At 61.8% G+C, this 14,682-nt stretch carries 14 protein-coding genes; 9 read left to right on the top strand and 5 right to left on the bottom strand.

What is annotated here, in order from left to right:
* Positions 1-96 precede the first annotated feature (96 nt).
* Both MD273_RS00520 and MD273_RS00515 read right to left on the bottom strand, forming a co-directional pair.
* Entirely contained in the window at positions 97-1,251 is a 1,155-nt protein-coding gene (locus MD273_RS00520) for an FAD-dependent oxidoreductase (RefSeq protein WP_239035826.1), read from the bottom strand.
* Between the two features lie 17 nt (positions 1,252-1,268).
* Entirely contained in the window at positions 1,269-1,436 is a 168-nt protein-coding gene (locus MD273_RS00515; RefSeq protein ID WP_008173532.1) for a rubredoxin, read from the bottom strand.
* A gap of 298 nt (positions 1,437-1,734) precedes the next feature.
* On the opposite strand from MD273_RS00515, the gene MD273_RS00510 reads away from it, so the two are divergent.
* The 8 genes from MD273_RS00510 (at position 1,735) to rsuA (ending at position 9,086) form a co-directional block, all read left to right on the top strand.
* Positions 1,735-2,292 (top strand): hypoxanthine-guanine phosphoribosyltransferase, encoded by a 558-nt coding sequence (locus MD273_RS00510; RefSeq protein ID WP_239035825.1) that lies wholly within the window; start codon positions 1,735-1,737, stop codon positions 2,290-2,292.
* Positions 2,273-2,818 carry a chorismate--pyruvate lyase family protein gene (locus tag MD273_RS00505; RefSeq protein ID WP_239035824.1) on the top strand — a complete coding sequence of 182 codons (546 nt, stop codon included), beginning with the start codon at positions 2,273-2,275 and terminating at the stop codon, positions 2,816-2,818. Before MD273_RS00510 ends, MD273_RS00505 begins: the two co-directional genes overlap by 20 nt.
* Positions 2,819-2,902: 84 nt before the next feature.
* Positions 2,903-3,790, top strand: a complete 888-nt coding sequence (gene ubiA / locus MD273_RS00500) for a 4-hydroxybenzoate octaprenyltransferase (protein ID WP_239035823.1) — start codon at positions 2,903-2,905, stop codon at positions 3,788-3,790.
* Between the two features lie 76 nt (positions 3,791-3,866).
* A complete protein-coding gene (phoB, locus tag MD273_RS00495; RefSeq protein WP_239035822.1) occupies positions 3,867-4,559 on the top strand; it encodes a phosphate regulon transcriptional regulator PhoB in 693 nt (230 codons plus the stop codon).
* A gap of 55 nt (positions 4,560-4,614) precedes the next feature.
* Positions 4,615-5,937: a phosphate regulon sensor histidine kinase PhoR gene (gene phoR, locus MD273_RS00490; protein WP_239035821.1), complete on the top strand. Its 1,323-nt coding sequence runs from the start codon at positions 4,615-4,617 to the stop codon at positions 5,935-5,937.
* 177 nt (positions 5,938-6,114) lie between these two features.
* On the top strand, positions 6,115-7,320 hold the full coding sequence (locus MD273_RS00485; RefSeq protein ID WP_239035820.1) for a lytic murein transglycosylase: 1,206 nt from the start codon (positions 6,115-6,117) through the stop codon (positions 7,318-7,320).
* A 33-nt stretch (positions 7,321-7,353) separates the two neighbouring features.
* A complete protein-coding gene (locus MD273_RS00480) occupies positions 7,354-8,382 on the top strand; it encodes a metal-dependent hydrolase (protein WP_239035819.1) in 1,029 nt (342 codons plus the stop codon).
* A gap of 5 nt (positions 8,383-8,387) precedes the next feature.
* Positions 8,388-9,086, top strand: a complete 699-nt coding sequence (gene rsuA, locus MD273_RS00475) for a 16S rRNA pseudouridine(516) synthase RsuA (protein ID WP_239037579.1) — start codon at positions 8,388-8,390, stop codon at positions 9,084-9,086.
* Here the strand turns inward: rsuA and MD273_RS00470 are convergent, their stop codons facing one another.
* Positions 9,087-9,566, bottom strand: coding sequence for an asparaginase domain-containing protein (locus tag MD273_RS00470; RefSeq protein ID WP_239035818.1), 480 nt, complete (start codon positions 9,564-9,566; stop codon positions 9,087-9,089).
* Positions 9,567-9,584: 18 nt separating this feature from the next.
* On the bottom strand, positions 9,585-10,493 hold the full coding sequence (pbpG, locus tag MD273_RS00465) for a D-alanyl-D-alanine endopeptidase (RefSeq protein WP_239035817.1): 909 nt from the start codon (positions 10,491-10,493) through the stop codon (positions 9,585-9,587).
* Positions 10,494-10,713: 220 nt separating this feature from the next.
* Between pbpG and MD273_RS00460 the strand changes: the two genes are divergently transcribed.
* Entirely contained in the window at positions 10,714-12,861 is a 2,148-nt protein-coding gene (locus MD273_RS00460) for a putative bifunctional diguanylate cyclase/phosphodiesterase (RefSeq protein ID WP_239035816.1), read from the top strand.
* Here the strand turns inward: MD273_RS00460 and ilvD are convergent.
* On the bottom strand, positions 12,858-14,534 hold the full coding sequence (ilvD, locus tag MD273_RS00455) for a dihydroxy-acid dehydratase (RefSeq protein WP_239035815.1): 1,677 nt from the start codon (positions 14,532-14,534) through the stop codon (positions 12,858-12,860). The genes MD273_RS00460 and ilvD overlap by 4 nt on opposite strands.
* Positions 14,535-14,682: the final 148 nt, after the last annotated feature.

Genomic DNA, 14,682 nt, shown 5'->3' with positions numbered 1-14,682 from the left:
AGCTCACGAAGAGGTTTTCTACCCCAAGTGCACTTTTTTCGCAATGACAAGCAGGCACGGTCCGCGACGGCAGCGACGCCACAGACCCCGGAACGATCAGCTATGGATAGGAGGCACTTCCTTCGCCAGCGCTTGCTTCTCCATGGCGAAGCGACCTGTGACCGCAAATCCCAACACTTCACCCGCATCACTCCGGAACAGCGCGCGTACGCTGGTCCCCTCGGTTTCGACATCCCACTGGCCGTCGACCCCGGACGGAGGCGGACACACGGCAGTCGGACAGCACGGCGTCTTGATCATCACCGGCATCGTGCCATAGCTTACCTCTGTGCGTTCGCCGGTGAGGGTTTTCGCCAGTGCCCGGGCACAAGCCATCAGCGGCAGCACGTACAACAGCACATGGCCATCCACCTCGGCACAATCACCCAGGGCATAGATATCCGGCGCGGACGTTTCCAGTGCGCGGTTCACCCTGATGCCCTTGCCGACCTCAAGACCGGCCTCCCCGGCCAGCCCCGTACGGGGGCGCAGGCCGACTGCGGAGATGACAATATCCGCCTCGAGACTGTCGCCGTTGGCCAGTGTCAGCCTGACCCCGTCATTGTGACGATCAATCCGCTCGACTACGGTCCCGAGGTGAAACCGGACGCCCAGGTTCTCGAGTTCCTGCTGTACGGCGTTGGCAGCCGGTTCGGGCAGCAGGCCGGGCATCACCACCTCCGAAGGCGCAATGACGTCAACCTCGTAATCACCGTTGCGCAGATCGTTGGCAAATTCGCAGCCGATCAGTCCGGCGCCCATGATCGCAACCCGCCGGCCTCCGTGCAGCGCCTTGCGGAACGACCGATAATCCATCAGATCGTTGATGGAGAACACATGCTCCTGGCCATCACCGGCAATGGACAAACGGATCACATCCGCGCCCCACGCCAGCACCAGCTTGCTGTACTTCAACCTGTCGTCGCCGAGAATCAGTTCGTGGGCCTCGGGATCGATGCCGGTCACCGTCGTGAAGGGCCGGAGCTGCACATCCAACTGTTCCGCCATGGCTTCAGTGGAGGCCTGGGCCAGACCATCGGCATCTTTGCCCTTGGTGAATCCGGTGGACAACATGGGCTTGGAATAGCTGACACCGTCGTCGGCAGTGACCATGATCACCGGGGTGTCCTTATCCTGTTTCCGGAACTCCCGAGCCAGGGAGTAACCGGACAAACCGGTCCCGACAATCACGATGGGGGCCTGTTCGGACATAGCTGTACTCCCGTCGGTTATCCGATCTCGATCATCTCGAAGTCTTCCTTGCCCACGCCGCAATCGGGGCACACCCAGTCCTCGGGGACGTCTTCCCACTTGGTGCCTGGTTCGATACCGTCCTCCGGCCAGCCCTCGGCCTCGTCATAGATCAGTCCACAGACCACGCACTGCCACTTTTTCATCAAAACTCTCCCGAAGATTTACTTGTGGATGAATCGCTGGGCGCATATTAATTGTCAAACAATCATACACGCAAGCTTTTTGCCTGCTCCGCGGCCGTCGCCACCAGTCATTGCGGGCCACCATGGCTTCAGGGATCATCATACCGGCCGCCTTCCCCGACACCAATGCCATTACGGACGGTCCCCGGCAGAGTTTTCTGCCAATAGCCACAAATACAGATATTCCCTCTCAAACGGGCCCTCCCTTCTGGCCATCCACTTCGGTATAATCGCCCGTTTTAGACAGGATCCGACCGTTATGACCGATACCGTCGCCGAAATGAACCAGGTCATGGCCGAGGCCGATTGCCTGGTTGATGAACAGCAGGTACAGGCTGCCATCCGCAACCTGGCCGACGACATCACTGCCCGGCTCAAGGACAGCAACCCCCTGGTGTTCTGTGTTATGAATGGGGGCCTGATCCTCACCGGCCAACTGCTGACCCGGCTGACCTTCCCGGTGCAGGCGGAGTATCTGCACGCCACCCGCTACCGCCAGGAAACCACCGGCGGCATTCTGGAGTGGAAACTCCAGCCCGAAGCCGACATGAACGGTCGTACCGTGCTGATCGTCGACGACATCCTCGATGAAGGCACCACCCTGTGTGCGATCGCGGACTACTGTCTGGCCCATGGTGCGGCCGAGGTCCTGACCGCTGTGCTGGTGGACAAGCAGCATGACCGCAAAGCCCGCTCGGGCCTCAAGGCTGACTTCACCGGACTCGAAGTCGAGGACCGCTTCCTGTTCGGCTACGGCATGGACTACAAAGGCTACTGGCGTAACGCCCCCGGAATCTATGCCGTCAAGGGACTCTGAGCACCAACCGGGAATCCCTCTGACCCGCTGGTATCGCTCCCTCGCTGCGGCAGGCCTTCGTAACCCCGATGTCCACGGCCCGGCCCGCTACTGGCTCCAACTGGAAGGCTCCTTTACCCGCGCCCTCCAGCAGGAATGCCGGCGGTCCTTCCACGTTGAGATCCGGCAGGAAGGCTTCGGCCGTCCGACACCGGAAGAGGCGCAGCGGCTCGCCATTCCCCAGCGCGAACAGGCGTGGATCCGCGAGGTGCGGCTGTGCGGAGACGGCCACCCCTGGGTCCTGGCCCGTACCGTCATCCCGCTGCCCTGCCTGGCAGGGCGCAACCGGATCCTGCGCAACCTCGGCAACAAGCCGCTTGGCGCCTACCTGTTCAGCAGTCCACGCTGGCAACGCGGCCCCCTGGAAACCGGCTTGTGCGTGCCACACGGCCACGGTCAGCCACGGCTGGCCCGGCGTTCGATTTTCCATGACGGTCATCATGCCCTGCTGGTCGGCGAGTACCTGCTTCCTGTCCTCTATTCCTGAGCCCGGCCTTTAACCGGCCCGAACAGGCTGGCTATAATCCGCACATCCCTTGGTTCTCCCATTCGCCGCAACCGGACAAGCACCATGATCCTGAACGCCATGCCCGAACACGTCCAGAGCCGCCTGACTGATTACGCCCGACTGCTGCGAATCGATCGCCCCATCGGTTCATTGCTCCTGCTCTGGCCCACCTATTGGGCGCTCTGGCTCGCCGGTGACGGCAGTCCCGGCCTTGGCAACGTCATTGTGTTCACCCTCGGTGTCTTTTTCATGCGCGCCGCCGGCTGTGCCATCAATGATTTTGCCGACCGGGACTGGGACAAACACGTCAAGCGGACCAGGGACCGGCCGCTGACGGCCGGACGCATCCACGCCTGGGAGGCCGTTGCGCTGTTTGCCGGTCTGTGCCTGATTTCGTTCCTGATGGTGGTTCTGTTCACCAACACCCTGACACTGTACCTGTCCTTTGGCGGCGTCATCCTGGCGTTCATCTATCCGTTCATGAAACGCTTCACCCACCTGCCTCAGCTCTTCCTCGGCACGGCCTTCTCATGGGCCATTCCCATGGCCTGGGCGGCGCAAGCCAACGAACTGAGCCAGCTGACCTGGCTGCTGTTCACCGCCAACGTACTGTGGACGGTGGCCTACGACACCCTCTACGCCATGGTCGACCGGGATGACGACCTGAAGGTCGGCATCAAGTCCACCGCGATCCTGTTCGGGGACGCCGACAAGGCCATCATCGGCATGCTTCAGGCGCTGGTCGTCCTGATCCTGGTGATGGTCGGCCATCGGGCCGGGCTTGGGGCTTTCTACTACCTTGGGGTTGCCGTCATGGCCGGCCTGTTCGTGTACCACCAATACCTGGCAAAAGACCGCGCACGGGAAGGCTGTTTCAAGGCCTTCCTGAACAACAACTGGGCCGGCTTTGCGGTTTTCACGGGGCTGGTGATCGACCTGCTGTTCAGCTGAGCCTGTCATATACTTGTCATACTTCGACGTTGTAATGAGGCAGCAACAAATCAAGGTCTGACACAGGTTACAAACCATGAACGGAAAAACTGTCCTGATCGTCGATGACGAGGCCCCCATCCGGGAAATGATTGCGGTGGCCCTCGAAATGGCAGATTACGACCACATTGAGGCAGCGGATGCCCGGGAAGCCCATGCCCTGATTGTCGACAAACAACCGGATCTGGTCCTGCTGGACTGGATGCTGCCCGGAACCAGCGGCGTCGAGCTGGCCCGACGACTGAAGAAAGACGAGGCCACCGCCGACATCCCGATCATCATGCTCACGGCCAAGGTCGAGGAAGACAACAAGATACAGGGCCTGGAAGTGGGGGCGGATGACTACATCACCAAGCCGTTCAGCCCCCGAGAGCTGGTTGCCCGTCTCAAGGCGGTGCTGCGCCGGGCCACCCCACCGGGCGTCGACAGCCCGATCGAGGTGGAAGGTCTCACCCTCGACCCGGTCGGCCACCGGGTAACTACCGAGGAGGGCGCCCTGACCATGGGCCCGACAGAATACCGCCTGCTTCAGTTCTTCATGACGCACCAGGAAAGGGTCTATACTCGCTCCCAGCTTCTGGACCAGGTCTGGGGCGGCAACGTCTACGTGGAGGAACGGACGGTGGATGTGCACATCCGGCGGTTGCGCAAAGCCCTCGGGGAAAAATACGACCACCTGATCCAGACCGTGCGGGGAACCGGATACCGTTTCTCCACCAGAGCCGCATAAGCACTGCCGGCCACCCACCCTGCATCAGGCCGGAACTGAGACAAGGCAGCTTTCGATGCATCACAACTGGTCACGCTACCTGCGGATAATCATTGCCGGGCTCGCCATGACGACCCTGGTTGGCTTCATTTTCGACAGGCCGCTGTGGGGCCTGACCTTTGGCCTGGTAGTCTATCTCTGGTGGACCCTGGTGCAGGCACGCCGCCTCTATCATTGGTTGGCCAGTCCCAGCGGCACCGATGAAGCGCCCCAGAGCATCGGCATGTGGGGCGATATATTCGATGGCCTGAACAAGCTCCACCAGAACCATCTGCGCACGCAGGATCGACTCCGGGCACAGATAAACCGGGTTCAGGAATCCACCAACGCCATGCGGGACGGGGTCATCATGACCGACTCCCGCGGGGCCATGGAATGGTGGAATGGATCTGCCGAACACCTGCTGGGCTTTCGCCGCAATACCGACCAGGGGCAATACATCCATAACCTGATCCGTACCCCCGCGTTCAAGAACTACTTCGATTCACGGGACTACCGGGAACCACTGGAAATCAATTCTCCCGCCAAGCCCCACATCCATCTGCAGATCCAGATCAGTCTGTTCGGTGATGACGACCGCCTGATTGTCGCCAAGGACGTCACCCGCCTGTACCAACTGGAGCAGATGCGACGGGACTTCGTCGGCAACGTGTCCCACGAGATGCGCACTCCGCTGACGGTGATCAGCGGGTACCTGGAAACCCTGGTGGACCACGCCGACGAACTCCCCCCCAAGTGGCGGCGCGCCGTCAACACCATGGCTGTACAATCCTCCCGGATGGAAGCCCTGATCACCGACCTGATCCTCCTGTCGCGAATCGAAACGGGCGAGCAGACGGTGGACGATTCACTGACCGACGTCGATGCCCTGATCGAACAGATCTGCCATGACGCCAGGGCGCTCAGTGGCGACAAGCAGCATGAGTTCACCGTAAACATCACCGACCACCGCCTGTTGCGCGGTGATGAGGGCCAGCTGCGCAGCGCCTTCTCGAACCTGGTCTTCAATGCCGTCAAATATACGCCGGCCCGGGGTCACATCATCGTTTCCTGGAGCACCGATCGCGACGGTGCCCACCTCTCGGTCAGGGACACGGGCATCGGGATCGACCCGGTACATATCCCCCGGCTGACCGAACGCTTCTACCGTGCTGACCCCAGCCGCCACAAGGATACCGGAGGAACCGGCCTCGGCCTTGCGATCGTCAAGCACGTCCTGCTGAACCATGACGGCAACCTGGAAATCCGCAGCCGTATTGGCGAAGGCAGCGAATTCATTTGCCACTTCCCCCGGGAAAGACTGGTTGAACGGGCACCGGAACCCGCCGGAGAGGAATAACCGCCCCCGGTGGAACCGGAAGCTTAAACAATTGTCATCCCCTCTTGGGCATTGCGGTGTTTTCACACCCTGAAAACACGCTACCATGATCATCATAACGTCCATCCAAGACTATCCGGTTCGAGGTATCGAGTGCGCTTCACTCTCTCAACGACATCCCGTGGGCCACTGGCCCTGATGATTACCAGCATCCTGGGCTCATTTGGCGGCACCGTGCATGCCCAGACCGAGGGGCCCGCTGAGCCCATCAATCAACAGGAGTTTGTCGAGTGCAAGGTGCGACTCGAGCAACGGGCCGTTGAGGCCGGCGTCAGCCCGGGCACCGCCAGCGAAGTGATGGCACAGGCCGAGCTTCTGGACCGGGTGATCGAACTGGACCGCCGGCAGCCGGAATTCACCACCACCTTCGCCGACTACCTGAACCGACGGGTAAACGAGGCACGGGTCAGCAAAGGGCGTGAGATGCTCGCCGAGCATCGGGAATTACTGGAACGGGTGACCGAGGAAACCGGCGTCCCTGCGCCCTACCTGGTGGCGTTCTGGGGCCTTGAAACCAACTTCGGCAGTTACTTCGGCAAAATGTCCGTGCCCAGCGCACTGACCACACTGGCCTGCGATCCCCGCCGCAGCAACTTTTTTACCCAACAGCTGATCGCAGCCCTGCGCATCATCGACGAAGGCGCCATTCCCGCTGATCAGATGGAGGGTTCCTGGGCCGGCGCCATGGGACACGTTCAGTTCATGCCCACGGTGTTTTTGCAGCACGCGGTGGATGCCGATGGCGACGGCCGGCGCGATCTCTGGAACAGCCTGCCCGATGCCATGATGTCAGCCGGCAAGTTCCTGCAGTCCATGGGTTGGGATGGGGATTACCGCTGGGGGCGTGAGGTGCTGCTGCCCGATGGCTTCGACTACAGCCTCGCCGATGGCCGGCGCCTGCCTCTGGACCAATGGCGGAAACTGGGGATCACTGATGCCTTTGGCAAGGCCCTTGCCCGCGCAGACATCAAGGCAAAACTCGTGGTGCCTGCAGGCCATCGGGGGCCGGCCTTTCTGGTCTATGACAATTTCCGGGTGATCATGGGCTGGAACCGTTCCGAATTCTATGCCATTGCCGTCGGTCACCTGGCCGACCGGGTAGCCGGTGCCGGCAAGCTGCAAAACCCGCCGCCAGAGGATGCTCCAGCCCTGTCCCGCAGCAATATCATGGAGCTGCAGCAGGCCCTGAGTGACCGCGGATACGACACCGGCAATCCGGACGGCATCCTGGGGCCAGCCACCCGATCGGCCATTCGCAAGTTCCAGGCCGCCTCGGGCATGGTCGCCGACGGCTATCCGGGACAAGCCGTTCTGGCCAGACTGAACGTATCTACCGGTAACTGATTCGATTCGTAAGCCGGAGGTCGCAGGTACACCATGGATTCCATCACCCAGGTCGCTCTCGGCGCTTCCCTGGCCGGGGCGGTAGCCGGTAAGACCCTCGGCCGCTCGGCTCTGCTGATCGGCGGTGCGCTGGGCACGCTGCCGGATCTGGACGTGGTCATTGACTATGGTTCCGCGGTGGCCAACTTCACCCAGCACCGGGGTTTCAGTCACTCGCTCTTTGTCCTGGCCCCCGTGGCACTGCTGCTTGCCTGGCTGCTTTGGCGGTGGCAACCCCGTCTGGGTTTCCGGCGCTGGTTACTGCTGACCGGCCTTATTCTCCTGACCCACCCGATACTGGATGCCTTTACCACCTATGGCACCCAGCTTTTCTGGCCATTCGGCGGCCCCGTGGCCATCAACAGCATTTTCATCATAGACCCGGCCTACACCTTGCCACTGCTGGCCGGCTGCCTGTTGTTTCTGGTGCGGCCGCCGGCTCCCAAAGCCATCGCTGCGGGTCTGACACTCTCCACTCTCTACCTGGGCTGGACATTGGCAGCGCAACAGATCATTACCGACCGGGTCACGCCTGCCCTGACTCAGGCTGGCATGGAGAACGCCAGGCTGATGGTTCAGCCGATGCCGTTCACAACGGTGCTTTGGCGGGCCACCGCCGTCAATGACGAGCGGCGGGTGGAGATCGTCACCGGCTTCCTGGACGGTGATCAGCCACTGACGCTGGAGACCTTCCCCCGCGATCCGAAGCTGGCACAGGCAGTCGCGGATCTGCCCGAAGTACGCCGCCTGGAATGGTTCACCGGCGGCTTCCTGGACTACGCCACCGACGGTGACCGGGTGACCGCCACCGATATCCGCCTTGGCCTGCCAGGTGCGCACCCCTTCACCTTCGTGGTCGCCCGTAATGACGGCGGCCACCTTGTGCCGGTCACCAGCCGGCGTCTGCCCAGGCCCACCGTCAATGACCGGGCAGTGGCGCAACTCTGGGCCCGGGTGACGGGACAGACTTCAGTCCTGTGTCTGGCAACCCTGAGCACACCGGGACCGGGACAAAGCTGCTGATGAATCTGCGTCTGGACCAGTTCGTCGCCAATTGCACAGGGCTGTCCCGCAAGGAGGCCAAGCGAGCGATCGGCGGCGGCGCAGTTACCGTCGAGGGCACCGCCTGCAAAACCGCCAACAGGAGGATCTCCGACGATGCGCGGGTCGCACTGAATGGCACGCCCCTGACGCTTCCCGGCGAACGCTACCTGATGATGAACAAGCCCCGGGGTGTGGTCAGCGCCACCCGGGACAGCGACCATCCGACGGCCCTGGACCTGTTGCCGGCGGAGCTTGCCCGGGACCTTCACATCGCCGGAAGACTGGATCTGGACACCACCGGCCTGTTGCTCCTGACCACCGACGGTCAGTGGTCCCATCGCATCACCTCACCCAGGACCGATTGTCCGAAGACCTACCGGGTCAATCTCGGCGAAGGGCTGACCGACGCTGCGGAGCAGGCACTGAAGGCCGGGGTATTGCTGCGCAATGAGGACACCCGGACCCGACCGGCTGTGGTCAGGCGGATGGATGACAGGGTGATTGAACTGACCATTTCAGAGGGGCGCTACCATCAGGTCAAGCGCATGCTGGCCGCAGTCGGGAATCACGTGGTGGCGCTGCACCGGGTACAGGTGGGAGACATCACCCTCGACCCGAAGCTGGCGCCCGGCGAGTATCGCGCTCTGACCGGCCAGGAGATCGCGAGCGTCAACTCCGGCTGATCAGATCCGCTCAAACCGTTTTGCCTCCCGGTTCTTGCGAACCGCACCGGCCTCGAACACCTCACCATTCATCGCGATATAGACGCCCGGTGGCAGCAGCTGCACCGCGGACCAGGCAAAGCCCAGATTGAACAGCGCGTCGGTGCGACGCATCCGTGCCGGCTGCATGGCCCCGAACAGTACGATGGTCCGGTCGGTCAGGGATGACAGCCGTTCCGCCGTCTCGGCCATGGTGTCGGTGCCATGGGTAATCAGGATCCGCCGGGCCTCACAACCGGCCACTGCTTCGAAAATGCTGTCACGGTCGTTATCGGTCATGTCCAGGCTGTCTTTCCTCAACACCTCATGGACACGGTAGCCGTCGTGGATGTTGGACTCCGGCAACAACTCAGGCAACAGGGAGTCGCCGATCTCGAACTGGCTGCTGGCGTCAAAGTACACCTTGTCGATGGTGCCGCCGGTGGTGAAGATTTCGATCATGTGTCAGGCCTGTCCCAGTCAGTTCACCGCAGGGGTGCCATTGTCCGCAACCGCGTAAGCGGCATTCTTCTCCCGCTCATAACGTCGGGCTGCCTTTGCTACGCTGCCGGGCTCCCCGGTATCCAGCCAGCGTTTGATGCGGCCGGAATCCCCCAGTGGCGAGCGGGTCCCCAGAGAATCCAACAGGACGGTCACGACCTGCCTGCCATTCATGTTGGAAACCATCACCAGGCAACGCCCTGCCTCGGACAGGTAGCCGGTCTTGCTCAATTGGACGCCCCAGCTGTCCCGGTGCACCAAGGGATTGGTGTTACCGAAGGACAGGCTGTACCTGGGGTTGCGGAAGTGGGCACGGTAATAGCCGGTGGTGGAATACTCGCGGATCTCGGGATACTCGAGAGTGGCGTTGACCAGGCGAACCAGGTCCGAGGCCGTGGAGACATTGAGTGCCGACAATCCGGTCGGATCCACGAAACGGGTTCCGGACATACCCAGGGCCCTGGCCTTCTTGTTCATGTCCTCGACAAATGCGTCGTATCCGCCGGGATGATGGCGGGCCAGGGTGTAGGCGGCGAAGTTCTCGGACGACATAAGCGCGATCCGGATCACCTCCGAACGGGGCAGGGTCGAATCCACACGGATCCGCGTGTAGGCATTATTGGCCGCCGGAGTGTGACGCTCATGGAAGGTCAGCGGTTCATCCAGGGGCTCACCGGATTCCAGGACAACCAGGGCCGTCATCAACTTGGTCAGCGAAGCGATGGGCACCTGCCGGTCCGCATTCTTGCCATAGACCAGGGTCTCGTCACCAGTATAGGCCACCGCGGCATTTACCGAGGCCAGATTCGGCCCCTCGCCGGCCAGTGCGGTGGCTGCAAAAACCATCATCAGGAGCGCCAGCGCCCCGGTTGTCATTTTCTCGATCATGCGTGTCTCCGCGCCCCCTGTACCGAACTCCGGTGATAGCGCCCCACTATACCAGTGTGGGCGAATGCCTGACATGTCACATTTTCGCCGAGGCGTACTGACCGGAAAATGCAAAACAACTTAAAAATCTGTAAAATTTCAGATAATTCATAATGTTACATAATGTTCAAGAATGTAGCCGAGCTGTAACCCCGTCTTTTCGGCAACCAGGAAGTCCCGAATGGATTCGCAAGCCCAAAGTCATGCCAACCCACGAGCCCCTGGCCTTGTTCTGCGAGATCCGGCGACCTGGCTGAAACAGTGGCGGCCCCTGATCGTGCTGGCCGCCAGCATCGCCTACGGGCTGGCGGTCAGCCTCTGGCTCGCGCCCGTCAATACCGCCGACGAGGTGGTCACCCGGGGTGCTGCCGACCTGGCATGGAAGGCCTTCATCACCGGCCTTCTGGTGTTCGCGCTGCTGCTGAATCTCCGCATTGTGTTCCGGCTGCGACGTCCCGGCCTCGCCTGGCTCAGCGTGCTCATGGTGGCTGTCATTCATAGTCAGCTGGTCATGGATGGGCTGGGGTCCTGGCTGCTCTGGCCCCGTCACCCTGAACTGAACGCCCTTCTGGGAATCTCCCTGCCCCTGTGTCTGATTGCCCTGTGTGAATTCACGCCCCACTTCCTGCCCCTGGGCAAGCCCTCGATCAGGCTCCTGCGCGCATTCAGTCTGCTGGGCGGACTGCATCTCCTGGCAGCCCCCTTTGCCATCGAACTGATTGGTCAGGATACCCTGGTGGTGACCGGTGTTCTGGGCGGCGCCTTTATCTGCGTACTGACGTTCTGGCACCGACATCACAACCACGGCCGCTACTTTGCCCCGTCCATCCTGGTCATTGCCCTGGGCGCGACAACAACGTCCCTTCGCCTGATCGGCTGGCTGCCGGCCAACACCCTGACCGACTCCGCTTTCTCCCTCGGCGCGGCCCTCGGCGCCCTGATACTGACCAGCGGCGTGGACCGATTACTGGTGCAGGAACGCAGGCGACGCGCGGGATCCGATAACCGTGTGCGTCAGGAACGGCAGCTGAGAGCCCGGATCGAACAGGAATACGACCATCTGATGAAAACCCACCGGGTAACCGGCAAACCCAACCGGCCAGTCCTGGAAGAGGCGCTGGAAGCCATCAACAGCAACCTGTCGCCCTATACCCTGTGCCTCATCCGACTGGCCCGGTTCAACGAACTTGAGCAGGCGCTGGGCTACCACACTGCCGAAGATCTGCTGAAGCAATATCTCAGGCAACTGAACAGTGTCCTCAAACGCTGTCTGGGTGACCGGCTGATTGCCATTAACGGCCAGGCCCTGGCCACGCTCGACACCAGCAACCACGCCTTTGCCTTTTACCGTGATCCGAACGCCGGGCCGGGCGATCCGGCACTGGACGCCATCACCGACTGGCTGGGCAGGAACTTCCGGGAAGGCCGGTTTTCCTTTTCCTGGGCCCCCGCCCTTGGCCTGGCGCACGCGCCGGAGCATGGAAAGGATGCGACCACCATTCTGTCATCCGCCGGCTTCGCCTCGCTTGATGATACCCGACCGCTATCGGTGTACGACCCCTCGGTCGCCCGGCGCCTTTACCGCCAGCAAATGCTGATCCTGGATGTTGAGGAGGCGCTGAGCGCCGGTGAAATGTGGCTCGAGTACCAACCCAAGGTAAGTATCCGGGATGGCCGGATCGACTCCCTGGAAGGACTGATCCGCTGGCATCACGGCGAGTTCGGCAGGGTGGCGCCGGATCAGTGGATTCCCCTGGCGGAGAAGGTAGGCATGATCCACACGGTCACGCTCTGGGTGCTGGACCGCGCCTGTCGGGACTTTGCCGCCCTGCGCGACCGGTTTGGCCGGCATATCTCCGTGTCGGTCAACATCTCTGCCAAGGACCTGGCCCAGCCCGGCTTCCACCGATTTGCCGCCGGTATCACCCAGCGCCATGGCCTGTCACCGGAGAACTTCATCCTGGAGATCACCGAAACGGCCATGATGAGTGACCCGGAAACTGCCCGGAAAACCATCGGCATGCTCAGTGCTACGGGCTTTCGGATTGCTCTCGATGATTTTGGCGCCGGACACTCCTCGCTCGGGACGCTGGCCACCTTTGAGCTGGACGAACTGAAAATCGACCGGAGTTTCCTGAAAAACATCCTGCACTATCCCAAGCGTCAGCGGATCCTCCGGGTGGCCCTGGAGCTGGGCGAGAGTCTGGATCTGGATGTGGTTGTGGAGGGTGTCGAGGACGAGACCATTGCCATCTGGCTCCAGCAGTTCCCCGGCCTCCACGGCCAGGGTTACTACTGGGGTCCTCCGGTGATCCCGAACGGACGTTAGGGCAGATCCGTGACCGCGCCCTTGGAGGCCGAGCTTACAGTCCGGGCGTACTTGGCCAGTACGCCGCGCGTCACCCGGGGTGCTGGTGCCTGCCAGGCCTTGCGCCGGCGCTCCATCTCCGCTTCGGTCACATCCAGCTCGATACGGTTGCTGACCGCATCGATGGTAATCGCATCGCCGTCCTCCACCAATGCGATGGGACCGCCCTCCGCCGCTTCCGGTGTGATGTGTCCGACCACGAAACCGTGGCTGCCGCCGGAAAACCGGCCATCGGTGATCAGAGCGACATCACTGCCAAGGCCCTTGCCCATGATGGCAGAGGTGGGGCTCAGCATCTCCCGCATGCCCGGTCCACCCTTCGGCCCTTCGTAACGGATCACCAGCACATCACCGGCCACCACGGTCCCATCGAGGATCCGGGCCTGGGCCTCTTCCTCGGAATGAAACACCCGGGCACGACCGGTGAAATGGGTGCCCTCCTTGCCGGTGATCTTGGCGACCGCCCCGGTCGGCGCCAGGTTACCGTAGAGGATACGCAGGTGGCTGTCCGCCTTGATGGGATCATCAAAGGCATGAATGATGTCCTGACCTTCCGGGTAAGGTTTCACGTCCGCCAGGTTTTCCGCCAGCGTCTGACCGGTCACCGTCAGGCAATCGCCGTGTAACAGCCCCCGCTCCAGCAGCATCTTCATCAACGGCTGGATACCGCCAATGGCCACCAGCTCGGACATCATGTAGTGGCCACTGGGCCTCAGGTCCGCCAGCACCGGCACCCGTTTGCCGATCTCCGTGAAATCCTCCAGGTCCAGCTCCACGCCCACGGTGCTCGCCATGGCCAGCAGATGCAGCACCGCATTGGTGGAACCGCCCAGGGCAATCACCACGGTGATGGCATTCTCGAAGGCTTCGCGGGTCATGATATCCGAGGGTCGGATACCCTTTTCCAGCAGGTTCAGCACGGCCGCGCCGGCGGCCCGGCAATCCTCTGCCTTGGTATCCGAAACCGCATTCTGGGCCGAACTTCCGGGCAGACTCATGCCCATGGCCTCGATGGCCGAGGCCATGGTATTGGCGGTGTACATACCACCGCAGGAGCCGGGACCCGGTATCGCGGTTTCCTCGATCTGCTTTACCTCGATCAGGTCCAGGTCACCGCGGGCATGGGCGCCGACTGCCTCAAACACGGAAATGATGTCGGTGTGATTCTTGCCGGGCATGATGGTGCCACCATAGACAAACACCGAGGGCCGGTTCAGGCGCGCCAGCCCCATCAGGCAGCCCGGCATGTTCTTGTCACAACCGCCGATGGCCACCAGGCCGTCAAAGCCCTCGCAGCCGGCCGTGGTCTCGATGGAGTCGGCAATCACCTCCCGGGACACCAGGGAGTACTTCATGCCCTCGGTCCCGTTGGCGATACCGTCAGACACAGTAATGGTATTGAAGATCAGGGACTTACCGCCGGCCTCGTCAGCACCGGCAGCAGACTCCTCGGCCAGTCGGTTGATGTGCATGTTACAGGGCGTGAGATTGCTCCAGGTCGAGGCAATACCGACCTGCGGCTTGCGGAAATCGTCATCGGTAAAGCCGACGGCCCGGAGCATGGCCCGACTGGCGGACTTGCCGATACCATCGACCACAGGAGAGGAATGTTGACGGCGTTTGTCGTCTGTCATGGCAGCCTCCGGGTCCTCAGGAATGATCGGTTCAGGATCTCAGATTCGGCGGATAACCTCAAAACAGCGGTCTGAAACAAGATGCAGTTCCGAATGACCTGCATCAAGGGTACTCCGTTTGCCAGCTCTTACAATCAGCGAGAGATCA

The organism is Marinobacter sp. C7 (assembly GCF_022343555.1).
Classification (GTDB): Bacteria; Pseudomonadota; Gammaproteobacteria; order Pseudomonadales; family Oleiphilaceae; genus Marinobacter.
This window is presented reverse-complemented; position numbering and strand designations above follow the sequence as displayed.